Raw genomic sequence first — 26,065 nt, forward strand, 5'->3', positions numbered from 1 at the left:
AAGCAATCTGTCAGCAAAAGTTGACAGAACTCTGATTTATCGCCGCTGTTGATGATTTTAAACGCAAGTAAATAACACCATCGGCGTCATTTTAGTTCATTTGCAGAGAGTTATCATAACCGGCAATAAATTTTTAGATAAATATAATGTGATTGCAGGGAGATCGTCTTTCGTCAACCAGGGGTTACGTATTGAGCTGCGCGGCGGCTATTGATGCAGAAACAAACAACTGCGCCCGAGTGGGCGCAGCAGGCGAGTTATTTAGCTTTGTTATCGTTTTTTTTCATGGCGTCTTTCAGTTGACCGACCAACTGGCTGCGGAAATCCCCGAGTTTGGGCTTCTCACCTTCCAGCCACGGAAGCGGGCGGCACAGCTCCATAGCCTTGATGCCCAGCCTGGCCGTCAGCAAACCGGCGCCAATGCCTTGGGCTGCGCGGGCGGACAGCCGTGCGGCCAGATCCTGTGACATCCAGTCCATCCCCACTTCGCGTACCAGTTCGGACGCGCCGGCAAAGGCGATATTCAGCAGCACCAGGCGGAACAGCCGCAGACGGCTGAAATAGCCCAACTCGATGCCGTACAACGCCGCAATGCGGTTGATCAGCCGAATGTTACGCCAGGCGATAAACGCCATATCCACCAGCGCCAGCGGGCTGACGGCGATCATTAATGTGGATTCCGCCGCCGAACGGCTGATTTCACGACGCGCCTGATTATCCAGGACGGGCTGCACCAGCTTGGCATAAAGCGCGACCACTTCACGGTCGTTTTGAGTTTCATGCAGCGAAGCCTGCCAACGTTGCAACGCCGGATGGCCCTGATCGAGACCGGCCTGCCGCGCCAGCTTCTCGCAGAATTCACGGCCCTTGCCCAACCCGTGGCTGTGCAACAGCTCTCGCGCCACGTCGCGCTCTTCCGCACGCTGGCGCAGACGATACAACCGGCGCCATTCGGTCACGACCGACCCCACCCCGGCAAACACGATCAAGCCGCCTGCCACGCCGCCGCCCATGGCAATCCAATCCTGCTGCACCCAGGCGGTATGCACCCACTGCACGCCCTGCGCCACCACGCTGACGCCGAACAACGCCAACCCGGCGGTAACCATTTTGCGCCACAGGCTGCGTTTGGGTTTCAAGGCGGCATTGACAATACCTTCGGCGCGCCCTTCTTCCTCTTCCTGCTCCAACTCAGGCGCGGCCGGGAAAAAACGCTCCGCCTGCTGTTCATCAAAGGCGACGTTGGCGCGCAATATGGGCTCTTGCGGCGGCTGCAACGGCTCTTCAAAATCGATACGTGGCTTTATCGGTTCGCTCATCGCAATTTATCTCCCAGTAAAAACTCCATCACCGCGTCCAGGCGGATGTGCGGCAACGGGCTGTCTACGCTCATGGCGCGTGGACGAAACTCATCAAAGTGGAAACCCTGGTTTTGCCAGAAAGCCGGCCCCGGCAAACGCGCCGGTACTTCACCGGGGAACACCGTCAGTGGCGCGCCGTCGGCGAGGCGATTGCCCTTCAAGGCCGGGATCCGCTGCCCCTGGTGATCGACGATGCCGCTTTCGGTCGCCTGTACGGAGGCCAACCCCACGCAATCCATGCTGATGCCCTCAAAGGCCGCGTTCTGCCATGCTTCCTGCACCAACTGCTGCAACAACGACACCAGATTGGCATGTTGATCGGCGGTAATGTGATCCGCCTTGGTGGCGGCAAACATCAGCTTGTCGATGGTCGGCGAGAACAAGCGACGGAACAGCGTGCGCTTGCCGTAGTGGAAACTTTGCATCAATTGGGTCAGCGCCAGGCGCATATCGTTGAACGCCTGCGGGCCGCTGTTGAGCGGTTGCAGACAGTCGACCAGTACAATCTGCCGATCGAAACGGACGAAATGTTCTTTATAGAAGTTTTTGACGATGGATTGGCAGTAGTAATTGAAACGCGCCCGCAGCATGCCGATGTTGGTGTGCTTGTCAGCCTGTGCCAGTTTAGATTCGCCGAGGCTGTCGACATTGGGCCACGGGAAAAACTGCAACGCCGGCGCGCCGGCCAGATCGCCCGGCAGCACGAAGCGGCCCGGCTGGATAAAGTGCAAGCCTTCGCTTTTGCAACGCAGCAGATAGTCGGTGTAGGCCTGAGCAATGGCCGCCAACTTGTTCTCGTCGGCCGGCGCGAGCGGATCGCAACCTTTGCACAGTTCTAGCCAGGGTTTGGCCCACTCGGCGCGATCGCCCTGCAACAGACCGCCCATCTGGCGCGACCAGGCCAGATAGTCCTGTTCCAGCATGGGCAAGTCCAGCAACCACTCGCCGGGATAATCGACGATCTCCAGATACAGCGTCGAGGTATCTTTAAAATGCCGCAACAGCGAGTCGTTGGAACGGTAACGCAGCGCCAGGCGAATTTCGCTGACGCCGCGCGTCGGGGTCGGCCAACTTGGCGGAGTGCCATAAAGCTGTGCCAGCCCTTCATCATAGGTAAAACGCTGAATGCCCAGATCGCGCTGCGGAATGCGTTTCACGCCCAGAAGTCGCTCTTCGCGCACCGGCGAAAACAGCGGCATGCGCGCACCGCTGTGAACGTGCAGCAGTTGGTTGACGAAGGCGGTGATAAAGGCGGTTTTGCCGCTGCGGCTAAGGCCGGTCACCGCCAGACGCAAATGGCGATCCATCCCGCGGTTGACCAGCGAGGTTAACTCATTTTGCAGTCGTTTCATTTTGCGTAGAGTGACTTCCTTTTATTCTATAAAACATAGAGTTATATGAAATTCGTTAATCTCGGCAGCCTATGAGCATTATTATAGTCATAAGACAGACTATTTTATGTCATGGATAAGGTCTTTCGCGCCAGTACCGCTTGCCATGCATGTTATTCATTGTGTGGTATATAGCCGAACGACCTAATATCGCACCTCGTAAAAAACCAGGATAGCATTATCTTGCTGAGAATAACCTCAACATTGCACCTTCAATCCGACAAAACTTGGCGTCGAAGATGCTTTCCCTAACATTTAATACTACCCGGAGAACTCTATGAGCGCAATTAATTTAGAGCAAAACATGGTCGCAGCAAACACTATGAATGCATTAAGAAACACTTTGCCAGAATATGATGGGCAACGTATTTTTTTAGCAGAGTACTATGCAGGAAAAGGCAAAGGTGGTGGCGTATTTACAGGCTATCTTAATATTGCCGATGCAATCGATGACGGCGGATACTCCACTGTGGTAGTTAATCAATCAACGGCAGTGTGGCGACGAAATGATTTAACGCAACTTTCTTTATATGATGGCGGTTGTGATCCTACCCTAAGTGATAACAGCTCATTTATTCAAAATATTTCACTGATACAAGGTGATCGCTCAGTAAAAATCCCCAGCGGTTACTGGAATATCGCAAAACCGGTCGTTTTCCCAGCTAACAAAGGGATCGCGCTCTACGGCGAAAACAGTTTTAACGGGCGGGCAGTATTAACCTATATCGGGCCAGATCTGACTGATATTTCAGACGTTAGCGGAGTCATTACCGTTTCCGCCAACACAGGGGAAATGACTTATAGTGGGATCAACTTTAGAAATTTTCAAATACGCGGCAATTATAAAATCATTAGTGGATTAAGCATAAAATACGCGGGTTACGTGCAAGTACAGAATGTAAGCATCCTCTATTGCAAAGGTGCAGGTCTCTATCTTGATAAAGTTCAGGACAGTTACTTTAAATTTCTTGAAGTCCAAGGTTGCGGCAGAACCTCAGGTGATTATAACAGTTACACCGATATTACAGATTACGATAAAATGCTACTGGCCCCCGTTCATTTAACTTCAACCATCCAGAATGATGATTGTAACATGTTGCGTTTTGAAGATTGCCAATGGGAAGCCAACCTGATCAGCCCGACCATTTACATTCATGGCGGCATTGGATTGTGGTTCACGAAATTGCATATGGAACATCGTAGCGGCCCATTGAAAACATTAATTGGAGAAAACACCAATGCCAGCCGATTATTGCACATGAACTCTGGGGAAGTTTATCTTAATGAAATTCAGGCATCGGAAGTAAATGATTTGGTTTACAGTACGGGGTATGGTGTTTTGTATGCAACCAATATTAACCGTGCGGGAAATATTACGCATGCTGCATCCGGGAAACGGTTCAATGTTTTCATGAGTGGATGCTGGTTACAAGACATGAACTTTTCCTCCAGCGTAAAGGCCATGATCAGCAACTGTTGGTTGGCGAATCTGACGTGGAGCCACCCTTCTTATCCGGGTACGATTTCTGACACCCATTTCTCCAGCAACGTTGCCCTTACCGGAGATGGCGCAAATACCCGAATCGATCTGGTCGACTGTCAGTACGGCAGCGTAAGCTGTGACACCAGTAATCTGCGCTTCTTTGGCGGCCGCTGCCTGGGTGACTTTCGCTATGCCTCACTGTCCGGCGCAGGTTCGGTCATCGATGTCGATGTCGAAGGCGCGACAACGATCAGTACTAACTATGGCAGTTCATATCAACCCGGCAAAAGCAGCTACAGCGTGGCGCGTGTCGCCGATGTTCCCAAAGAGCTAGGGAGTGTCATGCGCCCTGTCGGTTCCGAATGGTTCAATACAGCGGTAACCGGGGACCAGGAAGGCGCGATTTACAGTTGGGTGAAAACCGCTGCCGGCTGGCGGCCCAATAGCCGTATCAGTCGCTTTGGTACCAATTTATCGTCAATGACGTTTTCTCAGCTTCCTGCGGCGACCTCCTGCAAAGGCACCGTTATTTTCTGTACCAATACGGCAGCCTCTCCCTCGGCTCAGGCCATTATCAGCGACGGCGCAGACTGGGTCTATCTGGCAACGCCGGGGACGAAAGTGACCGCCATCAAGTAACGTTTATGCCACCCTATCTGGGTGGCATTTTTCCACCCGCCGCGTAACGCCCAAATACCTTGTTCAGGCCTTTGCGGAACAGGGGTTCCAGCACCAGCGCCAGCACAAAGCGAATCGGTTTGCGGCCAACGGCCCGCAACAACCAGCCGGCCGCGCCGGCGGGGCCATAATTCAGTAACGCCATGATGATCACTTTAGACAACGTCTTCAACACCGTACCTGCACCTTGTTTGATTCCAGCGGATTTAACGGCGTTGGCGGCATAGGTTTTATTCATTCTCAATGCCCTCCGGCAGGCTTTGCTTTAAAAAGAATGTTACAGGCACAATGCCTGACCTGCGCCACGCGCAGGCCATTGCACGCGAGGCAGGGTTATAACTTGCGGAAACGGCTCTGTACGCCGAAAGTGTCCGACGTGACATAACGCTCAACCTGACGCAGTTGCTGTTCGCCACTGCCCAACTCGTACTCCAGTTGATCGAGCAACTGGCGCGGCGTCTTGTCGTTCTCTGCCGCGAAACGGCTGGACGGCGCTTCATCCAGCACGAAAACCAGCGCGAAATAGGCCACCAGCGTGAAGAAAAACAGGCCGAAAATCATCGACAGCACCACTATTACGCGGATCAGGCGCACCGGCACATCGAAATAATGGGCCAGCCCGGCGCAAACGCCCTTCACCATGCCTTCCTCAGGTACGCGGTAAAGCTTTTTACTGCCCAGAGTATTGCTCATCAAGACTGTCTCCAGTTCGGGTGTTCTGCATCGAGGATTTCTTCCAGCGCCTGAATGCGTTCACGCATGCGCTTGGCATCGTCGGCCAACTGCGCCAAACGCTGCATTTCCTGATGGCTCAGTTGAATGCCGTTTTGTTGCCGATTGCTGTAATGCAGCCAAAGCCAAATCGGTGCGACAAACAACACAAAGATTGTCAACGGAATGGCAAGTAGTAGAGCACTCATTTCTTTTCCTTCTTATTGCGTCTTTAATAGGCGGCCACATCGCCGTGGCCGCTGTCGCCTTACTCAGTGCGGTTCATTTTGGCTTTCAGCGCCGCCAGCTGTTCGCTGATGGCATCGTCGGCTTTCAGTTCGGCAAATTCCTGGTCCAGAGACTTCTTTTTACCGATGATGACGCTTTCCGCTTCGGCTTCCATATGATCGATACGGCGCTCAAACTGTTCGAAACGCGCCATCGCCTCGTCCAGTTTGCCGCTGTCGAGCTGGCGGCGCACGTCGCGGGAAGAAGATGCCGCCTGATGGCGCAGCGTTAACGCCTGCTGGCGCGCACGGGTTTCGGTCAGCTTGTTTTCCAGCTCGCCGATTTCGCTTTTCATCCGGGACAATGTCTCTTCCACGGAAGACACTTCGTGGGTCAGCGTAGAGATCAGGTCTGCCACCTTCTGTTTTTCGATCAGCGCCGCACGAGCCAGGTCTTCTTTATCTTTGCGCAATGCCAGTTCGGCCTTGTCCTGCCAATCGTTGAGCTGATTTTCACCCTGCTCAATGCGGCGCAGCAGTTGCTTTTTCTCCGCCAGCGCACGCGCCGAGGTGGAGCGCACTTCAACCAGCGTGTCCTCCATCTCCTGGATCATCAGGCGCACCAGTTTTTGCGGATCTTCCGCCTTATCCAGCAACGTATTGATGTTGGCGTTCACGATGTCGGCAAAACGAGAAAAAATACCCATAATTCACTTCCTCTTGGTTCTGATGGCGTCTGAAGCGCCGCGTTAAGTAATACATCTTGCCCAAAGACTTAATCAAAACCCGTGCCAACTTTTATTTTATTGAATAATAACGATTATTTATTTTTGACTCTCCACCAGCATGCTGTAGAGTGATTATTTTCACCAAACATTGGCGAATTTCATCATGAGCGAACAGTTAGAAAACCTGCTGGGCGAAGCGAACGCCTTTGTCGAAGTATTGGAGCAAGTCTCGCAACTGGCAAAGTTGAACAAGCCGGTGTTGGTGATCGGCGAACGCGGCACCGGCAAGGAGCTTATCGCCCACCGTCTGCACTACCTTTCCAACCGATGGCAAGGGCCGTTTATCTCGCTTAACTGCGCGGCTTTGAATGAAAACTTACTGGATTCCGAGCTGTTCGGCCATGAAGCGGGGGCTTTTACCGGCGCGCAGAAACGCCACCTGGGCCGCTTTGAACGCGCCGACGGTGGCACGCTGTTTCTCGACGAACTGGCTACCGCCCCCATGCTGGTGCAGGAAAAACTGCTGCGGGTGATTGAATACGGCCACCTGGAACGCGTAGGCGGCAGCCAGCCGCTGCAGGTGGATGTACGATTGGTGTGCGCCACCAACGATGACTTGCCTGCGCTGGCGGCGGCGGGAAAATTCCGCGCCGACCTGCTGGACCGGCTGGCGTTCGACGTCGTTCAACTGCCGCCGCTGCGCCAGCGGCAGCAAGACATCATGCTGCTGGCGGAACATTTTGCGATTCAGATGTGCCGCGAACTGTCGCTGCAGCTGTTCCCCGGCTTTACCGAACGCGCCAGGGATACGCTGCTCGCCTATAGCTGGCCGGGCAACGTGCGGGAACTGAAAAACGTGGTGGAACGTTCCGTGTACCGGCACGGCACCAGCGCCAGCGCGCTGGATGACATCATTATCAATCCCTTTGCCCAACGGGAAAGCCCCCTCCCGCTGCCGGAGCGCGAAACGCGCAATGACCGACCGGCGCTGCCGCTGGATTTAAAAACCTGGCAGTTGGCACAGGAAAAGTCGTTGATCGAAGCGGCGCTGCAACAAGGGAAATTCAACCAACGCAAGGCGGCGGGCCTGTTGGGGCTAACCTATCATCAGCTGCGGGGGATGCTGAAAAAACATGCACTCTTGCACAATGGGGATGCGGAAGAAGATTAATGGGCAAAAAAAAAGCCAGCACCCGAGCTGGCTTAAAAAACACTGGAAGCAATGTGAGCAATGTCGTGCCTTTCACGGCAAAACCACTAAAGGTGGCTTTCCGTGAACTGCCAGATGATGATAATGGTTATCAGTATCATCTGTAAAGCGCATTGTTGATAATTTTTCTCATTACCCCACTCATGTTGCGCACTTACCATTCCGGGAAGGGATCGGCCATATCCAGCCAATAGTCCACCCCCGCCGCCATTTGGTCATCGTTCAGCAGGCAGGCATCCAGCAAACGGGTGATTTCCGCCTGCGGCAAATTCTGGCCGATAAACACCAGCTCCTGGCGCATATCGCCAAACGGCTCCACCCATTTCGCCCGGATCTGCGCCCGGGTTTCTTCATCTTGTGGCCAGTTCTCCTGCGCCAGCGCGCGCCAGAAGGTGCCCGCCAGCCCATAATGCGCGATGCCACCGGCCTGGCTCCACTGTCCAGCTTGTCTCGGACGCGTAGCCAGCCAGAAGAACCCCTTTGAACGCAACAGCTTGCCGCCCCCCCAATCGCCGTTGATCATCCGATAAAACTTATCCGGCGCAAACGGCCGCCGCGCCTGATAGACAAAGCTGCTGATGCCGTAGTTTTCCGTCTCCGGAACATGTTCACCCCGCAACTCCTTCAACCAGCCCGGCGCCTGTTGGGCCTTTTCGAAGCTGAAACTGCCGGTGTTCAATACCGCTTCCAGCGGTAATTTACCGGGGGAGATGGGGACAATATTGGCATCCGGGTTAAGGCTGGCGAGCAGCGCCATGATTTCCCCCTGCTGTTCTGGCGTCAGCAAGTCGGTTTTACTCACCAGCATCACATCGCAAAATTCGATTTGCTCGATCAACAGGTCTGCCACGCTGCGCAGATCGTCCTCACCCAGGCTTTGCCCGGCCTCCTGCAAGGTCTGAGCCTGCTGGTATTGCTGGATAAAATTCACGCCATCCACTACCGTCACCAGCGTATCCAGCCGGGCGAACTGCGACAGGCTTTCCCCCTGTTCATCTTCAAAGGTGAAGGTTTCCGCCACCGGCAACGGCTCTGAAATACCACTGGATTCAATCAGCAGATAATCGAAACGACCGGCCTGCGCCAGTTCACGCACCGAGATCAACAGATCTTCGCGCAGCGTGCAGCAGATGCAGCCATTGCTCATTTCCACCAGTTTTTCCTGCCGGCGATCGAGCTGGACCTGATTTTCGATCAGCGCGGCATCGATGTTCACCTCGCTCATGTCGTTGACAATAACCGCCACGCGCATGCCCTGGCGGTTATTCAGAATATGGTTCAGCACCGTGGTTTTACCGGCGCCGAGAAAACCGGAAAGTACGGTAACGGGTAACGGATTCATCAGCTTCCTCACTTAAAACTCATTACGTAATGCCTGGTAACCGCGAACCAGTTCGACGTTGGTCGCGGCCACCTCTTCAGAAAATTGCAGCGCGCGGCGATCGACCTGGCGATACAACGACAGATCGCTGTCGGCGCCGACGCGCTCGGTCGATGGGATATACAGGTTCTCCGGCAGCGTGACACCATCCACCACCGCGTTGTAGCGCACCACACAACCGGAACGGATATGGCAATTGAACAGCACGCTGTTGAAACCGATAAACACCCGATCATCGATGCGGCACGGGCCGTGAACAATCGCGCGATGAGCGATGGAGCTGTAACTGCCGATGGTCACCGCCGCTCCGCTTTTCGAGTGGATCACTACGCCGTCCTGAATATTCGAGTGAGAGCCGATAACGATCGGTTCCATGTCGCCGACCGCATTCAGTTCATCGGCACGGATCACCGCGTAGGGACCGACGTAGACAAAATCGTCGACAATCACCCGGCCGCAGATAATGGCGGTAGGATCGATATAGGCCTTTGGCGATACCTGCGGCAGGTGGCCACTGGGGTTTTTACGCAGCATCTTCTTCCTCCCGCCAGCTCAGTTCGGCCACCGCATTGTGGGCATGCAGGCTTTCCTGATGCTCCACCCGCAGCGAGAACCCTCGCTGGCCGCATTGGCTGCGCAGCATCCGGTACAGACGACGCGCGGCGTCCTCGCAAAACATCAGGTTCTGACCGTTAGCCAGGGCGAAAGCCTGCTCATCCTGACGCTTTACCAACGTTTGCGATGGCGTGCCCAACGCATGCTCAATGCGATCGATTAAATTGACTGCCGGTAACGCCGGTTCAGTGCCGCTGAGCGTCAGCGTCACCCAGGCCCAACTGCGCTGGCTGTGCGGGGTCGCGGGCATTCCCTGCTCGCCCAGCCAATCGATCACCTGCTGCCGATCGACCCTGTCCAACTCCTGTTCAAAATCAAACTGAAACTGCTGTTGCGCCAGTTGACGGCTGAGCGCCGCCGAGCTGGGACAGGTGGAGGAATAAGGCACGCCGACAGTCAGCGACAGCGCCAGAGCCTGGGTCAAGGTAGCGTCTATACGCAACGGGTAGGCTTTCCAGCCGCGGTGTGGCGACAACAAGGCTGGCCGCGACAGCAGCAGCTCACCGCTGATGCTCAAGCCGGCACGATCGCTGTGTTCTGGTTGAGAAGCCAAAATGGCATTTAGCGTCTGCCCGATGCGCTGCGGCGTCAGTTCGCCCTGCGTCAACTCATCCAGCGCCAGATACAGCCGCGACATGTGTATTCCCCGCGAACCTTGACGGTTGGCGAGAAGATTGATGCCAACGTTGACCTTCGTCATCAACGGCTTACCCGCCAATTCCAGCGGCAGCGCTATCTCTTGCATCCCGACCCAGTCGAGCCCGACGTCACTCATCTCACCCTGCCATGCCTGAGCATCCGGCAACGGCTGGGGTGGTGGAGGTGCAATCTTGTTCATACGTCCCCTTGCGGTTATTGATATCGTGCCGGGGGACGGTAACACAAAAAAGTTATGTTATAACATAACATTTGCGTTATTTTTTTCCTGTGACGACAAACTGTTCAATCAAGTCGCAGAAAACTCAGCCATTTTGCTCAATGGATTGGGCAGTTCGCCAGAGTGCGATACACTAACGCTATTGCTTATTAACCCATGAAGCCTCTATGCGTGGTTTACCCCTTTGGATTCTGTCATTGAGCTGCCTGGCGAGTTCCGCCCTGGCCTCAACACCGCCCGCGCCCATCGCGGCGACGCCGTTGCCGGACATCCGCCAGAGCGGCTTTGTCTATTGCGTCAGCGGCATACTGAACACCTTTAATCCGCAGATGGCCAGCAGCGGGCTGACTGTCGATACCCTGGCCGCACAGCTATACGATCGCCTGCTGGATGTCGACCCTTATACCTACCGGCTGATCCCCGAACTGGCGCAAAGCTGGGAAGTGCTGGACAACGGCGCAACCTACCGCTTCCACCTGCGCAAGGACGTGCCGTTCCAGACCACCGCCTGGTTTACGCCGACGCGCAAATTGAACGCCGACGACGTGGTGTTCAGCTTTGAACGCATGTTTAATCAGAAGCATCCGTATCATGACGTCAACGGCGGCGAGTACCCTTACTTCGACAGTCTGCAGTTTGGCGACTCGGTGCAAAGCGTGAAGAAGCTCGACGACTATACCGTCGAGATCCGTCTGCAGGCACCGGACGCCTCGTTTTTATGGCATATCGCGACCCACTACGCCCCGGTGATGTCGGCAGAATATGCGCAAGGCCTGACGCGCGAAGGCCATCAGGAAATGATCGATCGTGAGCCGGTCGGCACCGGCCCTTTCCTGTTGAATGAATATCGTTCGGGGCAATATATCCGTCTGGCGCGCAATGACGTCTACTGGAAAGGCCGGCCGCGCATGCAACAGGTGGTTATCGATCTGGGCGCCGGCGGCACCGGCCGGTTGTCGAAATTGTTGACCGGCGAGTGCGACGTGCTCGCCTATCCCGCAGCCAGCCAGCTCTCGATTCTGCGCGACGACCCGCGCCTGCGCCTTACGCTGCGGCCGGGCATGAACATCGCCTATCTGGCCTTTAACACCCGCAAACCGCCGCTGAACAATTTGAAAGTGCGTCAGGCCATCTCGCTGGCAATCAACAACCAGCGCCTGATGCAGTCGATTTATTACGGCACCGCGGAGACCGCGGCCTCCATTCTGCCGCGCGCCTCCTGGGCCTACGACAATGAAGCCCACGTCACCGAATTTGACCCGGCAAAATCGCGCGCAATGCTCAAGCAAGCGGGTATTGAATCGTTGAATCTGAAGCTGTGGGTACCTACCGCCTCACAGTCCTATAACCCCAGCCCACTGAAGACCGCCGAACTGATCCAGGCCGATTTGGGCCAGGTTGGCATTAACGTCACTATCGTGCCGGTCGAAGGCCGCTTCCAGGAAGCGCGACTGATGGAGATGAATCACGATCTGACCCTCACCGGCTGGGCCACCGACAGCAACGACCCGGACAGTTTCTTCCGGCCGCTGTTGAGCTGCGCGGCAATCCGCTCGCAAACCAACTATGCTCACTGGTGTGAACCGGAGTTTGACGAGGTGCTGCAAAATGCCCTGCTGTCACAACAGTTGGCGCAACGCATCGAAAACTACCAGAAGGCGCAGAAAATTCTTGAGCAGCAACTGCCGGTGTTGCCGCTGGCGTCCTCATTGCGCCTGCAGGCTTACCGCTACGACATCAAAGGACTGGTATTGAGCCCGTTCGGCAATGCGTCATTTGCCGGGGTGTACCGTGAATCCGCGGAGGGGCCGAAAAAGTGATTATCTTTACCTTGCGCCGCATCTTGTTGCTGCTGATCACGCTGTTCCTCCTGACGCTGGTCAGCTTTAGCCTGAGCTATTTCACGCCGCGCGCGCCGCTGAACGGCGCCGCCCTGCTCGATGCCTACCACTTTTACTTTGTCAGCCTGCTGCACTGGGATTTTGGCGTTTCCAGCATTAACGGCCAGGCGATCAGCGAGCAACTGCGCGAAGTGTTCCCCGCCACCATGGAACTGTGCATCCTTGCTTTCACTCTGGCGTTGTTTATCGGCATTCCGTTGGGGATTATCGCCGGTGTAATGCGCGGCAAATGGCAGGACACCGCCATCAGCACTTTTGCTCTGCTCGGATTCTCGATGCCGGTTTTCTGGTTGGCGTTGCTGCTGATGCTGTTTTTCTCGCTGCACCTTGGCTGGTTGCCGGTTTCCGGCCGTTTCGATCTGCTGTATCAGGTCAAGCCCATCACCGGTTTTGCGCTGATTGATGCCTGGCTGTCGGATTCGCCGTACCGTTCCGAGATGATCGGCAGCGCGTTGCGCCATATGATTTTGCCTATTACCGCGCTGGCGGTAGCGCCCACCACCGAAGTGGTGCGCCTGATGCGGATCAGCACCGACGACGTGCTCAGCCAAAACTACATCAAAGCCGCCGCAACCCGGGGTTTGTCCCGCTTTACCATTATCCGTCGCCACGTGCTGCATAATGCGTTACCGCCTATCGTGCCCAAGCTGGGGCTGCAATTCTCCACCATGCTGACGCTGGCGATGATCACCGAAGTGGTCTTCAATTGGCCGGGCCTCGGCCGCTGGATGATTAACGCCATCCGCCAGCAGGATTATGCGGCGATCTCCGCCGGCATCATGGTGGTCGGCACGCTGGTGATCACCATTAACGTGCTGGCCGACATTTTGGGTGCAGCAACCAACCCATTGAAACATAAGGAATGGTATGCCCTTAGATAACGTATACCGCGAAAAGAAAATGCCCAGCCCGCTGCTTTACACCTGGCGGATTTTTTACGGCGATGCCCTGGCCATGATCGGCTTTTACGGCGTGATCGCGCTGCTGCTGCTGTGCGTATTCGGCAGCCTGCTGGCGCCTTATGCGCTCGATCAACAGTTCCTGGGTTATCAGTTGCTGCCGCCTTCCTGGTCGCGCTACGGCAACGTTTCCTTCTTTCTCGGCACTGACGATCTCGGCCGCGATATTCTTAGCCGCCTGCTGACCGGTACCGCCGCCACCTATGGCTCGGCGCTGTTGGTGACCGTTGCCGCCGCCTTTTTCGGGGTGATCCTCGGCGTGTTTGCCGGCGTTACCCACGGCCTGCGCTCGGCGGTACTGAACCACATTCTCGACACCCTGCTCTCCATTCCTTCGCTGCTGCTGGCGATTGTGGTGGTGGCGTTCCTTGGGCCAAAGCTCGAGCACGCAATGCTGGCAGTCTGGCTGGCGCTGTTGCCGCGCATGGTGCGCACCATTTACAGCGCGGTGCACGATGAGCTGGAAAAGGAATACGTGGTGGCGGTGCGCCTTGACGGTGCCTCTACGCCGCAAATATTGTGGTACGCGGTGATGCCGAATATCGCTGCGGTGCTGGTGACCGAATTTACTCGCGCGCTGTCGATGGCGATCCTGGACATCGCCGCACTCGGCTTCCTCGATCTCGGCGCGCAATTACCTTCGCCTGAATGGGGCGCCATGCTCGGCGATTCGCTGGAGTTGGTGTACGTCGCGCCCTGGACGGTAATGTTGCCCGGTGCGGCGATCCTGTTCAGCGTGCTGCTGGTTAACCTGTTGGGCGACGGCATGCGCCGCGCAATCAACGCAGGAGTGGAATAATGCCGTTACTTGATATCCGCAACCTGACGATTGAATTTATGACCGCCGACGGGCCGGTCAAGGCGGTCGATCGCGTCAGCATGACGCTGACCGAAGGTGAAGTACGGGGTCTGGTGGGTGAATCCGGCTCGGGCAAAAGCCTGATCGCCAAAGCGATTTGCGGCGTAACCAAAGACAACTGGCGCGTCACCGCCGACCGTTTCCGCTTTAACGATATCGATCTGTTGCAGTTGACGCCGCGCGAGCGACGCAAGCTGGTCGGGCATAACGTCTCGATGATTTTCCAGGAGCCGCAGTCGTGCCTGGATCCTTCGGAAAGCATCGGCCGCCAACTGGCGCAGGCAATCCCTGGCTGGACCTACAAAGGCCACTGGTGGCAGCGTTTCAACTGGCGCAAACGTCGCGCCATTGAGCTGCTGCACCGCGTCGGCATCAAAGATCATGTCGACATCATGGGCAGCTTCCCTTACGAACTGACCGAAGGCGAATGCCAGAAAGTGATGATCGCCATCGCCCTGGCCAACCAGCCGCGCCTGCTGATTGCCGACGAGCCGACCAACGCCATGGAGCCCACCACCCAGGCGCAAATTTTTCGCCTGCTGGCCCGGCTGAACCAAAACAACAACACCACCATTTTGCTGATCAGCCACGATCTGCAGATGATGAGCAAATGGGCCGACCGGGTGAACGTGCTGTATTGCGGCCAAACGGTAGAAAGCGCGCAGTGTGAAGATCTGCTGGCGGCACCCCATCATCCGTACACTCAGGCGCTGATCCGCTCGATGCCGGATTTTGGCCGCTCGTTGCCGCATAAAAGCCGGCTCAATACGTTGCCGGGCGCCATTCCGTCACTGGAACATCTGCCGATCGGTTGCCGTCTGGGGCCGCGCTGCCCCTACGCGCAGAAAAAGTGCATCGAGACGCCGCGCCTGCGCCCGGTGAAAAACCACTTATTCGCCTGCCACTTCCCGTTGAACATGGAGGAGCAATAACATGGAAACGCTGTTGGAAGTGCGCAACCTGACCAAAACCTACCGTTACCGTACCGGGCTGTTTCGTCGCCAGCACGTCGAGGCAGTGAAATCGGTCAGCTTTACCCTTCGTGAGCGCCAGACGCTGGCGATCATCGGTGAAAACGGTTCCGGCAAATCGACGCTGGCCAAGATGTTGTCCGGCATGGTTGAGCCTTCGTCCGGCGAACTGCTGATCGACGATCACCGGCTCGGCTACGGCGATTATCGCTACCGCAGCCAACGCATCCGCATGATATTTCAGGATCCGAGCACGTCGCTTAATCCGCGCCAACGCATCGGCCAACTGCTTGACGCTCCATTGCGGCTGAATACCGATCTGGAAGGCCCGCAGCGCGAACAGCGCATCTATCAGACGCTGCGCCAGGTGGGGATGCTGCCGGACCACGCGTATTATTATCCGCATATGCTGGCCTCCGGCCAGAAACAACGGGTGGCGCTGGCCCGTGCGCTGATCCTGCAGCCCAAGGTCATCGTCGCCGATGAGGCGCTGGCTTCGCTGGATATGTCGATGCGTTCGCAGATCATCAACCTGATGCTGGAACTGCAGGAGAAACACGGCATTTCGTACATCTATGTGACTCAGCATCTGGGCATGATGAAACACATCAGCGATCAGGTCATGGTGATGCACGAAGGGGAAATCGTTGAGCGTGGCAGCACCGCCGAAGTGCTGGCTGCGCCATTGCACGATCTGACCAAACGGCTGATCGCCAGCCACTTCGGCGAAGCGCTCACCGCAGATGCCTGGCGGCGCGACGGCGGCCGATTCTGACGCTTGCAGGAAACCCGCTTTCGAGCGGGTTTTTTATTGCCGAACAGCCCACTGCGCTTATCCAATATCCTCAAATACAAATTACAATTTTGTTATATATAATTATATTTTATTCCATTCAGTTATTGATTAGCACTTAACATTATTTTATCTCGCCAATCTAATCGGTGAGGATATCCCCTACGTTGAGCTTATTAAACGACAGGATATCGCACTGATGAACAACCTACGCAATCGCCGACTCGCGCAGTTTATGCTCGCTTTAGCCGCAGGTTTCTCTGTTTATGGTCACGCACTGTGTTGCGATGATCGCCGCTGATCCTGCAATTCCGTGCCTCTTTTGTATCGCCGCCGCTGCCTGTCGCACCGGTGGCTGTTGCTCATGATTAAGGATTACCGCCCTATGGAACTACTACGTCGACAACATAATGCCCAGTGGTATCACGAAACCCAAAGCAGCGTTCGCGGAGACCAGCCGCTTGAGCCGCAGGCGGCCACCCTCCGCGACAGATTTCTGCTGGGGTTGGGCGCATTTGCCGACGAAGCGCTGAACACCGCACTGTCCGCCCGCGCCGGGGTGTTTAACGCCTCGCATGCCAGTTATCATGTGCTGTTCCCGGATCAGGTAGAACTGACAAGACTAGTGACATTGTCACCTTACGATCGCCTCAGCACCGCGCTGACCGTGGCTCAGGTGACCGGCGTACAATCTCTTTGTAGCCATTACGCTGCCCGCCTCGCCCCGCTGCACAGCCCCGACGCCTCACGCGAAAGCAACATCCGTCTTGCCCAGATCACCCAATACGCCCGCCAACTGGCCAGCCAACCGACCCTGATTTGCAGCAAAGCGCTGCAACAGCTCACCGATGTCGGTTTAAGCCCGGCAGATATCGTCACCTTTTCGCAGATTATCGGTTTTGTCAGTTACCAGGCGCGCGTCGTCGCCGGCGTGGCTGCGCTGGCCGGGCGGCCAACGGGAGTGGTGCCGGGTTTCCCGAACATAGAGGATGCCGAAGGGGTGGAGTTCACCGAAGAGGAGCTGGCATGGCAATCCCGGTTACCGCAGATAACGCTGGAAGACGCCCGGGCTGAACAACTCGACGTGCTCGACCAAAGTCACCCGGACGCCCGCAGCGAGCCTTATTTTCTGCTGCTGGCCCACGATGCCCCCGCGCTGCGCGAACGCAACGGCGTCTTTAACAGCATCAACGCGGACGGTTACGGGCTCTCGGCGCGGCTGAAAGCGCTGGCGACGCTGGCGGTTGCGCGCATTAACGGCAGCCGCTACTGCGCATCGACCGTGGCGCAGGATATTCAGGACGGCGCATTGGCAGGCGCCATCTTCACCGACATTAACCGTGGGCTGGAAAGCAGCGATAATCCTGTGACCCAGGCGGTGATCCGCGTTGCCGCAGACCTGACCCGCGCGCCGGAAAAATTCACTCCGCGCAGCGTGCAGCCGCTGTTTAACAGCGGCCTGAATCAGGCCCAGGCACTGGACGTGATCCTCACCGCCGCGCTCTATGCCTGGGAGAACCGTTTACGGCAGACCCTCGGCGATACGCAGGCGATCGACGAGAGCCAAACGGCATAATTACTGCTGCAGCAGCCAATTGCCGGCAGCGTCAAAAAAGTGCTGAGCCAGCGGCGTTGCCCGCCCCGGCTCGGCAATCACCACTGCCGCATGTCGTGACATGGCGGGAATGGCGATTGGCCGCCGCTGCAGGTCCGGCGTCATAGCCGGCAGCAGGTTACCTTGCGGAAACAAACCGCAGCCCAGGCCAACAAAAATGCCTTCCAGCAGTTGGAATATCGACGTGGTTTCCATGCGCGCATGCAACGTCAACCCGGCTTCGCGGAAGTGTTGATCGAGGTAACGACGAAAATAACGTGTGGGTTCCGCCAGGCACAGCGGCAACGCGGTCACCTCCGCCAGCGTCAGCGGTTTGTCCCCCACCAATTGCGGGAAGTGCTGCGGATGGAATACCAGTTCGATACCCGAGTCCGCCAAAGGTTGCGACTGGAAGTGCAGCTCTTTTAACGTCGCCAACTCAAAGAAACCGATACCGATATCCACGGTATGCGCCGTCAAGGCTTCCAGCAACTGATCGGCGCTCAGCACCGCAACCCGGTAGTCCAACTGGGGAAAACGTTCGCTGACCGCCTTCAGCATCTGCGCCAGCGAAATGCTGCACTGCGGCACGGCACCGATACGCAGAGTACCGTTAAAGCCGTGCTTGAGCGATTCCACCTCCAGTTTCAACCCCTGATAAACCGACACAATCTCGCGCGCCCACGCCAATACGCGCTCACCTTCCGCAGTAAAACCCTCAAAGTTATTACCGCGGTTGATCAACGAAACGCCCAATTCTTTTTCCAGATTTTTCAACCGCATGGATAACGTCGGCTGGCTAACGAAGCTGGCTTCCGCCGCCCGGCCAAAATGGCGCTCTCTTTCCAGATTACACAGGTAAATCAGTTGTTTGATATCCATAAAGCGGCTCGGAAAATAATGACTCCCCTTAGTATATCATCGTGGGGGCTTTTGAGCGCGGTGCCCGGTGGATCAGAGTTTCAGCTTCACGTAATCCATCAGGCGCGAGAGCATACCGCCGTTGTTTATCGGTTGCAGCGCCACCAGCGGCAGCGTTTTCAATAGTTTGCCGTTATCGCTGATGCGAATCTCCCCAATCGATTGTCCCTGCGCCAACGGGGCGTCAAGACGCGAAGGTTTTATCACATACTGGGCTTTCAACTTGTCCGCCTCGCGCTTTGGCAGGCTAATGTATTGATCCTGCTCACTGCCTACCGGCACCAGATGGCGATCGCCATACCACACTTTTTCCTGCCCCAGCGGTTGCCCGGCGCTAAACAGATGCACGGTGGCGAAATCTCGCAGACCCCAGGTCAGCAGCTTACGGGCCTGATCTTCTCGCCCTTTTGCGCTTTTACCGCCCATTACGACGGCAATCAAACGCCGATCGCCTTCGGTTGCGGAGGCGATAATGTTAAAGCCGGCCGATGCGGTATGGCCCGTTTTCAGGCCGTCCACCCGCAGGTTTTTATCCCACAGCAGCCCATTGCGGTTCTGTTGGGTGATCCCGTTCCAGGACAGCGATTTTTCGCTGTACATATGATATTCCGCCGGTTCGCTCATGATGATGGCGCGTGAAATCACCGCCAGATCGCCGGCCGTCGTGAACTGGCCTGGCGCGTCCAGCCCGTGGACGGTTTCAAAATGGGTATTTTGCAGGCCAAGCTGAGTGGCTTTTTCATTCATCAGTTTGACGAATGCGGCCTGGCTGCCCGCCACGTAGTCCGCCATCGCCACGCAGGCATCGTTGCCGGAGTCGATAATAATGCCGCGACTGAGATCGCGCACCGTGACCCTGTCACCAGGTTTCAGGAACATCAGCGAGGACCCTTTGAACACCGGATTGCCCTGCGCCCAGGCGTCTTTGCCCACGGTCACCACGTCGTCCAGGCCAATTTTGTGCTGATCGAGCGCATGATCAATCACCAATCCGGTCATCAGTTTGGTCAGGCTGGCCGGATTGCGCCGCTCGTCCGCATTGTTCTCCGCCAGTACCTGACCGGTGGTGTAATCCATCAATACGTAAGAAGCCGCATCTATCGCCGGCGGCGTATTGAGAGGAAAACTGAGTGGCGCATCCGCCGCCTGTACCGCCAACGGCAGCAGAATTCCGGTTATCACAGACAATACTGAACGCTTCACTCACCCATCCTTAAATAAAATTCTAATATAATCCGCGAGATAGACTGCCCTAAAGCGATGCGAAGCGGAATCGTTAGTCTTTTGCAGGGGATAACATAGTGAAACCATTTGTATGTCCGGCCGAGGTCTGGGCCAGCGAGCGATAAGTCCGCTCTATGCCGCGATTACCCAATTCTATTAGACGCTCATGCCGTACCCACCTAAACTTGCGACATAAATACCCAGAACGATTAAAAAATCCTTTACTTTTTAGCTACAAAACATGCGAAGACAATCATGAAATTCAAACCGTCAATAAAGCCGTATACCGGCCCGGCAGGCGGCTGGGGTTCACTCGAAGCCACCACCCGCTACGTGCTCGACAGCAAACAGACGCTGAAAAACCTGCGCAATCTGATGCGCGTGAATAAGGCCCGCGGCTTTGACTGCCCGGGCTGTGCCTGGGGCGACGACAATCACAGTACCTTCAGTTTCTGCGAAAACGGTGCCAAGGCAGTCAGTTGGGAAGCCACGCGCAATGCGGTTGAACCGGCATTTTTCGCCACCCACAGCGTCACTGCCCTGCAACAGCAAAGCGACTATTTCCTCGAGTATCAGGGCCGCATTACCCATCCGATGCGCTATAACGCCGAAACTGACCATTATCAGCCGATCGGTTGGCCGGATGCGCTGGCACTGATCGCCCGGCACATCAAACAGATGGATAACCCGAACCAGATCGAACTCTATACCTCCGGCCGCGCCAGCAACGAAGCCTCTTATCTGTATCAGCTGTTCGGCCGCATGCTCGGCACCAGCAATTTCCCCGACTGCTCGAACATGTGCCATGAGGCCAGCGGCGTCGGGTTGAAACAAAGTATCGGCGTGGGCAAAGGCACCATTCGCATGGATGACTTCGAAAAGGCCGACGCCATCTTTGTGTTCGGCCAAAATCCCGGCACCAACCATCCACGCATGCTGCACAGCCTGAAAAACGCCGCCGCTCGTGGGGCGCGCATCGTCAGTTTTAACACCCTGCGCGAACGCGGTCTGGAGCGCTTCGCCGATCCGCAAAACCCTCTTCAGATGTTGACCCCCGTATCTTCGCCAATAAGTTCAGCTTATTTTCAGCCCAACCTCGGCGGGGATATGGCGGCAGTGCGCGGCATGGTGAAAGCGCTGCTGGAAAACCATCGCCGGCGTTTGGCGGCCGGTGAGCCAGGCCTGTTCGATTTGGCGTTCATTGAGCAGCACAGCGTCGGCGTGGAAAGCTACCTGGCGCAGGTGGATGCCACCTCCTGGGATCACATCATTCAACAATCTGGCCTCAGCGAAGCGCAGTTGCGGCAGGCGGCGGCGATTTATCAGGGTGCCGAACGGGTGATTTGCACCTGGGCGATGGGCATCACGCAGCATAAGCATTCGGTGCCGACGGTGCGCGAGATAACCAACCTGCAACTGCTGTTCGGTCAGTTGGGTAAACCGGGCGCCGGCCTGTGCCCGGTTCGCGGCCACAGCAACGTTCAGGGCAACCGCACCATGGGCATTGACGAGAAATCACCCAAGGCGCTGCTCGATAGCCTGGAAAAACATTTCAACTTCTCCCCACGGCGCGAGCCGGGCCATAACACGGTAGAGGCCATCGAAGCGATGCTGCGCGGTGAAGTGAAGGTGCTGCTGGCGCTGGGCGGCAACCTGGCGGCGGCCGCACCGGATACCGAACGCACCGCCCGCGCCCTGCGCTGCTGCGATCTGACGGTGCATATCAGCACCAAGCTCAACCGCAGCCATCTGATCACCGGTAAAGACGCGCTGATCCTGCCTACGCTGGGGCGTACCGAGCAGGATCTGCAGGCCAGTGGCCCGCAGTACATCACGGTGGAGGATTCATTCAGTATGGTGCACGCCTCTGAAGGTGTCGGTAAACCGCTGGCGGATACCCAAAGGTCGGAAACCGCCATTGTTTGCGGCATCGCCGATGCGGTGTTGGGCAACAAGCCGTTGGACTGGCTGGCGCTGGCGGATGACTATTCGCTGATCCGCGACCATATCGCCGCCACCGTTCCCGGTTTCGAGGATTTCAACCGTCGCTGCGATCAACCCGGCGGTTTCTATTTGGGCAATGCCGCCGCCGAATTGCGTTTCGCCACGCCTAGCGGTAAAGCGGAATTCAGCGCAGCCTCGCTGCCAAAGAGTGTGCTCCCGGAGTTCGACGGCAAAAAAGCGCCCTTTACGCTGCAAACCCTGCGTTCCCACGATCAGTACAACACCACCATCTACGGATTGGACGATCGCTATCGCGGCGTGTATGGCCAGCGTGAAGTGCTGTTCATCCACCCTGAAGATCTGGCGGCATTGGAGATGCAGGACGGTGAATTGGTGGAGATCGAAACCCTGTGGAATGACGGCGTCATTCGCAAGGTGAGCGGTTTCAAACTGGTGAGCTACGATATTCCGCGCGGCAACCTGGCGGCCTACTATCCGGAAACCAACCCGCTGGTGCCACTGGCCAGTTTTGGCGACGGTACCGGCACGCCGACCTCCAAATCCATCCCGGTGGAGATCCGCCGCTGCACTGCGCAACCAACGCTGCGTATCGCCTGACCTGATGCGCCCGGTTTATGCCGGGCGCGCCAATATTTCCAGGGTAGTCTGCAATTCGGCCGAAAGCTGATGACGGCGCCAGACGAAGTATAAATCGCTCACCCCTTCCTCCCCCATTTCCATCACCTTCAATTCCGGAGCAGGCAGGATCAGTGGCAGCAGTGAGCCGGGGATGCAGGCTACCCCACAGCCGGCCATGACGCAGGCCGCCATCGCGGTATAAGACTCCATTTCCAACGTCATGCGCGGTTTCAGGTTACGCGAAGCCAGCCAGTGATCGACCTTGAGGCGAAACGAACACTCGCGGCTGAAGGTATAAAACTCCAGTTCGGCCAGCGTGGCGGCATCAGGCTGCGCCAGCGCGGCCGGCATCAGCAGCACCAGCCGCTCGTCGAATGCCTTTTGGCTGGCTAACAGGGGATGCTCAATCGGCCCGTCGGTGATAGCCAGATCGAGCTCGCTGTCAATCAGCATTCGCTCCAATACCAGCGAATCGCGGCTCAGCACGTTGATCTGCAACTGCGGTTGCAGGCGGCGCAGTTGAGCGATACGCGCCGGCAAATGGCTGACCAACGAGAAATCCAGCGCGCCAATATTCAGCAACCCCTGCGGCAGTTCGCCGACGAACAGTTGCCGGCTGCGTTCGGCTTGCGCCACGATATCGCGCGCCTGCTGGTAAAACAGCCTGCCTCGCGGGTTTACGTACAGCCGGTTCTTGTCGCGAAAAAACAGATCTCCGCCCAGCGTAGCTTCCAGTTCCCGGATGCGCAGGGTAACGTTGGAGGGCACGCAGTGCAGCTCCCGCGCGGCGGCGGCAATGGTCTTATGCTCAACCAGGGCGCAGAAAAATTTGAGCTGACTCAGTTTCATTGCATGTTTACTTTTAGTAATGGTTTTAGTTAAAAACAATCACTTTAGATTAGCATCGATTTGCCCTACAGTCCTGTCGACAACCTGAGGAGAAACCCTAATGCCACTGAACGACCTACTGACGCTGCCGGGCGTTGCCGCTCAACCGGATACGGTCACCGACGGCTACGTGTTCAACCACACCATGATCCGCGTGAAAGACCTGACCAAAGCGCTGGATTTCTATACCCGCGTACTGGGCTTTACCCCGGTTTACCTGGAAGAGTTCCGGGAAGCGGCCTTTACCATCTGCTACCTGACACGCAGCCCGCGCGCGCAGATCCCGCAGGATGACGAAGAACGCAAGCGCTGGGCCCTGAGCCAACCGGGCATTCTGGAACTGACCTACAACCACGGCACCGAGCAGCAGGCCGATTTCCGCTATCACAATGGCAATAGCGAGCCGCGCGGCTTTGGCCATCTGTGTGTGACGGTGCCGGACGTGCGTGCCGCCTGCGAGCGTTTTGAGTGCCTTGGCGTGGCCTTCCAGAAGCGCCTGCATGAGGGACGAATGAACTATGTGGCATTCATTCGCGATCCGGATGATTACTGGATTGAGATCCTGCAGCCAACGCCGCTGCTGGACTGATTCGCCCCCCCTTCACCCCGGTCCTCTGCGCCGGGGTTTTACTGTACGTCCCCTGATTGGCCGCTATTGGGCAAAATCGCGCGCCAACGCAGGAAAACCGTGACGTTAGGCTTGCCCGCAGCGGGTGATTCGCGTAAAACTGTCTGCCGCAAATCTTGCCACTCACAACCCATTCACTGGACGATATGTTTCAAGATAACCCGCTGCTGGCGCAGCTTAAACAGCAACTTCACTCTCAGACCCCACGCGTTGAAGGCGTAGTAAAAGGGACTGAGAAAGGCTTTGGCTTTCTTGAGGTCGACGGTCAAAAGAGCTATTTCATCCCACCGCCGTACATGAAGAAAGTCATGCATGGGGATCGCGTGATCGCCACCCTGCACACCGAGAAAGAGCGTGAAATCGCCGAACCGGAAACCCTGGTCGAGCCGTTCCTGTCGCGCTTTGTCGGCCGCGTGCAGAAGCGTGATGACCGCCTGTCCATTGTGCCCGACCATCCGTTGCTGAAGGACGCGATTCAGTGTCGCCCGGTGCGTGAACTGACCCATAACTTCCAGGCCGGCGACTGGGCGGTAGCAGAAATGCGCCGCCACCCGTTGAAAGGCGATCGCGGTTTCAACGCCGATCTGACCCACTTCATCGCCGACGGCGAAGACCACCTGGCCCCTTGGTGGGTCACTTTGGCTCGCCATAACCTGGAAAAAGAAGCGCCGGAGATGGTTGCCATCAGCGAGCCGGACGCCGCGCTGCAGCGTGAAGATCTGACCGCGCTGAATTTTGTCACCATTGACAGCGCCAGCACCGAGGATATGGACGATGCGTTGTTCGTTCAGGACAACGACGACGGCTCACTGCAACTGACCATCGCCATCGCCGATCCTACCGCTTACGTAGCGCAAGGCAGCCCGCTGGATGATATCGCCCGCAAGCGTGCCTTCACCAACTACCTGCCGGGTTTCAACATTCCGATGTTGCCGCGCGACCTCTCCGATAACCTGTGTTCTCTGCGCCCGAACGAACGCCGCCCGGTACTGGCTTGCCGCGTCACCATCGGCGCCGATGGCGCCTTGGCTGACGACATTCGTTTCTTCGCCGCCGAGATCGAGTCAAAAGCCAAACTGGTTTATGACGAAGTGTCCGACTGGCTGGAAGGCATTGCCGGCTGGCAGCCGCCAAGCGACGAGATTGCACAGCAAATCACCCTGTTGAAACGCGTCTGTGATGCCCGTAACGCCTGGCGCCACCAGCATGCGCTGGTGTTCAAGGATCGTCCTGATTACCGCTTCGTCCTCGGCGAAAAAGGCGAAGTGCTGGAAATCATCACTGAGCAACGCCGCAGCGCCAACCGCATCGTTGAAGAGTGCATGATTGCCTCCAACGTATGCGCCGCCATCATGCTGCGCGATCGTCTGGGCTTCGGGATTTACAACGTGCATACCGGTTTCGATCCGGCGTTGGTTGAGCAGGCGGTTACCGTGCTGCAAGCCAACGGCGTGGAAGCCGATGCCGAGAAACTGCTGACGCTCGAAGGGTTCTGCGAACTGCGCCGTCATCTCGACTCTCAGCCGACCCAGTTCCTCGACAGCCGTATCCGTCGTTTCCAGACCTATGCCGAGATCAGCACCACTCCGGGCCCGCATTTCGGACTGGGGCTGGAAGCCTACGCGACCTGGACCTCGCCGATCCGTAAATACGGCGATATGGTCAACCACCGTTTACTGAAAGCCATCATCGCCGAACAGTCTGCCGAAAAACCGCAGGACGACGTGACGGTCCAATTGGCGGAACGCCGTCGTCTTAACCGCATGGCGGAGCGTGACGTCGGTGACTGGCTGTATGCGCGTTACCTGAAAGACAAGGCCGGCACCGATGAGCGTTTCAATGCGGAAATCATCGACGTGACCCGCGGCGGCTTGCGCGTGCGCCTGCTGGACAACGGCGCCGTCGCCTTTATCCCTGCGCCGTTTATTCACGCGGTGCGTGATGAAATGGTCTGCAGCCAGGATACCGGCACGGTCCAGGTGAAAGGCGAAGTCGTCTATCGCCAGAGCGATACCCTGGAGGTCAACATCGCCGAAGTGCGCATGGAAACCCGCAGCGTAATCGCCCGCCCTGCGGCCTGAC

General features: G+C 56.8%; 24 protein-coding genes. 12 read left to right on the plus strand and 12 right to left on the minus strand.

The window, feature by feature from the left end; genetic code table 11:
* Positions 1-257 precede the first annotated feature (257 nt).
* On the minus strand, positions 258-1,319 hold the full coding sequence (locus tag JK621_RS12015; RefSeq protein WP_212560000.1) for a YcjF family protein: 1,062 nt from the start codon (positions 1,317-1,319) through the stop codon (positions 258-260).
* A complete protein-coding gene (locus JK621_RS12020; protein ID WP_212560001.1) occupies positions 1,316-2,713 on the minus strand; it encodes a YcjX family protein in 1,398 nt (465 codons plus the stop codon). The genes JK621_RS12015 and JK621_RS12020 overlap by 4 nt, the downstream gene beginning before the upstream one ends.
* Positions 2,714-3,029: 316 nt before the next feature.
* Here JK621_RS12020 and JK621_RS12025 point away from each other — a divergent pair, with 316 nt between their 5' ends.
* Positions 3,030-4,874 (plus strand): hypothetical protein, encoded by a 1,845-nt coding sequence (locus JK621_RS12025; RefSeq protein ID WP_212560002.1) that lies wholly within the window; start codon positions 3,030-3,032, stop codon positions 4,872-4,874.
* A 13-nt stretch (positions 4,875-4,887) separates the two neighbouring features.
* Here the strand turns inward: JK621_RS12025 and pspD are convergent, their stop codons facing one another.
* From pspD to pspA, 4 genes are all read right to left on the minus strand, one after another.
* Positions 4,888-5,151 (minus strand): phage shock protein PspD, encoded by a 264-nt coding sequence (gene pspD / locus JK621_RS12030; protein WP_212560003.1) that lies wholly within the window; start codon positions 5,149-5,151, stop codon positions 4,888-4,890.
* 95 nt (positions 5,152-5,246) lie between these two features.
* Complete coding sequence (pspC, locus tag JK621_RS12035) at positions 5,247-5,606, minus strand: envelope stress response membrane protein PspC (protein ID WP_212560004.1); 360 nt, start codon at positions 5,604-5,606, stop codon at positions 5,247-5,249.
* Positions 5,606-5,833, minus strand: coding sequence for an envelope stress response membrane protein PspB (pspB, locus tag JK621_RS12040; protein WP_006319541.1), 228 nt, complete (start codon positions 5,831-5,833; stop codon positions 5,606-5,608). The genes pspC and pspB overlap by 1 nt, the downstream gene beginning before the upstream one ends.
* A 59-nt stretch (positions 5,834-5,892) precedes the next feature.
* The gene (pspA, locus tag JK621_RS12045; RefSeq protein ID WP_212560005.1) at positions 5,893-6,558 is read right to left on the minus strand and encodes a phage shock protein PspA; all 666 of its coding nucleotides are present in this window, start codon (positions 6,556-6,558) and stop codon (positions 5,893-5,895) included.
* Between the two features lie 184 nt (positions 6,559-6,742).
* On the opposite strand from pspA, the gene pspF reads away from it, so the two are divergent.
* Entirely contained in the window at positions 6,743-7,750 is a 1,008-nt protein-coding gene (pspF, locus tag JK621_RS12050; protein ID WP_212560006.1) for a phage shock protein operon transcriptional activator, read from the plus strand.
* On the plus strand, positions 7,750-7,896 hold the full coding sequence (locus JK621_RS12055; RefSeq protein ID WP_212560007.1) for a hypothetical protein: 147 nt from the start codon (positions 7,750-7,752) through the stop codon (positions 7,894-7,896). The genes pspF and JK621_RS12055 overlap by 1 nt, the downstream gene beginning before the upstream one ends.
* Positions 7,897-7,943: 47 nt before the next feature.
* On the opposite strand, the gene zigA is transcribed toward JK621_RS12055, so the two are convergent.
* From zigA to folE2, 3 genes are read right to left on the minus strand one after another with little or no spacing between them, the layout of a single operon-like run.
* Positions 7,944-9,131, minus strand: a complete 1,188-nt coding sequence (gene zigA, locus JK621_RS12060; protein WP_212560008.1) for a zinc metallochaperone GTPase ZigA — start codon at positions 9,129-9,131, stop codon at positions 7,944-7,946.
* A gap of 12 nt (positions 9,132-9,143) precedes the next feature.
* Positions 9,144-9,704 (minus strand): carbonate dehydratase, encoded by a 561-nt coding sequence (locus tag JK621_RS12065; RefSeq protein ID WP_212560009.1) that lies wholly within the window; start codon positions 9,702-9,704, stop codon positions 9,144-9,146.
* Positions 9,694-10,623, minus strand: coding sequence for a GTP cyclohydrolase FolE2 (gene folE2, locus JK621_RS12070; protein ID WP_212560010.1), 930 nt, complete (start codon positions 10,621-10,623; stop codon positions 9,694-9,696). The genes JK621_RS12065 and folE2 overlap by 11 nt, the downstream gene beginning before the upstream one ends.
* 206 nt (positions 10,624-10,829) lie before the next feature.
* Between folE2 and sapA the strand changes: the two genes are divergently transcribed.
* The 6 genes from sapA (at position 10,830) to JK621_RS12100 (ending at position 17,721) form a co-directional block, all read left to right on the plus strand.
* Positions 10,830-12,482 carry an ABC transporter substrate-binding protein SapA gene (gene sapA / locus JK621_RS12075; RefSeq protein ID WP_212560011.1) on the plus strand — a complete coding sequence of 551 codons (1,653 nt, stop codon included), beginning with the start codon at positions 10,830-10,832 and terminating at the stop codon, positions 12,480-12,482.
* The gene (sapB, locus tag JK621_RS12080; protein WP_212560012.1) at positions 12,479-13,444 is read left to right on the plus strand and encodes a putrescine export ABC transporter permease SapB; all 966 of its coding nucleotides are present in this window, start codon (positions 12,479-12,481) and stop codon (positions 13,442-13,444) included. Before sapA ends, sapB begins: the two co-directional genes overlap by 4 nt.
* Positions 13,431-14,321 carry a putrescine export ABC transporter permease SapC gene (gene sapC, locus JK621_RS12085; protein ID WP_212560013.1) on the plus strand — a complete coding sequence of 297 codons (891 nt, stop codon included), beginning with the start codon at positions 13,431-13,433 and terminating at the stop codon, positions 14,319-14,321. Before sapB ends, sapC begins: the two co-directional genes overlap by 14 nt.
* A complete protein-coding gene (gene sapD / locus JK621_RS12090) occupies positions 14,321-15,313 on the plus strand; it encodes a putrescine export ABC transporter ATP-binding protein SapD (protein ID WP_212560014.1) in 993 nt (330 codons plus the stop codon). The genes sapC and sapD overlap by 1 nt, the downstream gene beginning before the upstream one ends.
* A gap of 1 nt (position 15,314) precedes the next feature.
* Positions 15,315-16,127, plus strand: a complete 813-nt coding sequence (sapF, locus tag JK621_RS12095; RefSeq protein ID WP_212560015.1) for a putrescine export ABC transporter ATP-binding protein SapF — start codon at positions 15,315-15,317, stop codon at positions 16,125-16,127.
* Between the two features lie 403 nt (positions 16,128-16,530).
* Positions 16,531-17,721 (plus strand): CMD domain-containing protein, encoded by a 1,191-nt coding sequence (locus JK621_RS12100; RefSeq protein WP_212560016.1) that lies wholly within the window; start codon positions 16,531-16,533, stop codon positions 17,719-17,721.
* Here JK621_RS12100 and JK621_RS12105 read toward each other — a convergent pair whose 3' ends face one another.
* Positions 17,722-18,621 (minus strand): LysR family transcriptional regulator, encoded by a 900-nt coding sequence (locus tag JK621_RS12105; RefSeq protein ID WP_212560017.1) that lies wholly within the window; start codon positions 18,619-18,621, stop codon positions 17,722-17,724. It abuts the gene before it with no gap.
* A gap of 72 nt (positions 18,622-18,693) precedes the next feature.
* The gene (gene dacD, locus JK621_RS12110) at positions 18,694-19,863 is read right to left on the minus strand and encodes a serine-type D-Ala-D-Ala carboxypeptidase DacD (protein WP_212560018.1); all 1,170 of its coding nucleotides are present in this window, start codon (positions 19,861-19,863) and stop codon (positions 18,694-18,696) included.
* Between the two features lie 276 nt (positions 19,864-20,139).
* Between dacD and JK621_RS12115 the strand changes: the two genes are divergently transcribed.
* Positions 20,140-22,446, plus strand: coding sequence for an FdhF/YdeP family oxidoreductase (locus JK621_RS12115; protein ID WP_212560019.1), 2,307 nt, complete (start codon positions 20,140-20,142; stop codon positions 22,444-22,446).
* A gap of 15 nt (positions 22,447-22,461) precedes the next feature.
* Here the strand turns inward: JK621_RS12115 and JK621_RS12120 are convergent, their stop codons facing one another.
* Positions 22,462-23,316: a LysR family transcriptional regulator gene (locus tag JK621_RS12120; protein WP_212560020.1), complete on the minus strand. Its 855-nt coding sequence runs from the start codon at positions 23,314-23,316 to the stop codon at positions 22,462-22,464.
* Between the two features lie 100 nt (positions 23,317-23,416).
* On the opposite strand from JK621_RS12120, the gene gloA reads away from it, so the two are divergent.
* Both gloA and JK621_RS12130 read left to right on the plus strand, forming a co-directional pair.
* Positions 23,417-23,944 carry a lactoylglutathione lyase gene (gene gloA / locus JK621_RS12125; protein WP_212560021.1) on the plus strand — a complete coding sequence of 176 codons (528 nt, stop codon included), beginning with the start codon at positions 23,417-23,419 and terminating at the stop codon, positions 23,942-23,944.
* Between the two features lie 185 nt (positions 23,945-24,129).
* Positions 24,130-26,064, plus strand: a complete 1,935-nt coding sequence (locus JK621_RS12130; protein WP_212560022.1) for an exoribonuclease II — start codon at positions 24,130-24,132, stop codon at positions 26,062-26,064.
* Position 26,065: the final 1 nt, after the last annotated feature.

The organism is Serratia plymuthica, from assembly GCF_018336935.1.
Taxonomy (GTDB): Bacteria; Pseudomonadota; Gammaproteobacteria; order Enterobacterales; family Enterobacteriaceae; genus Serratia; species Serratia plymuthica_B.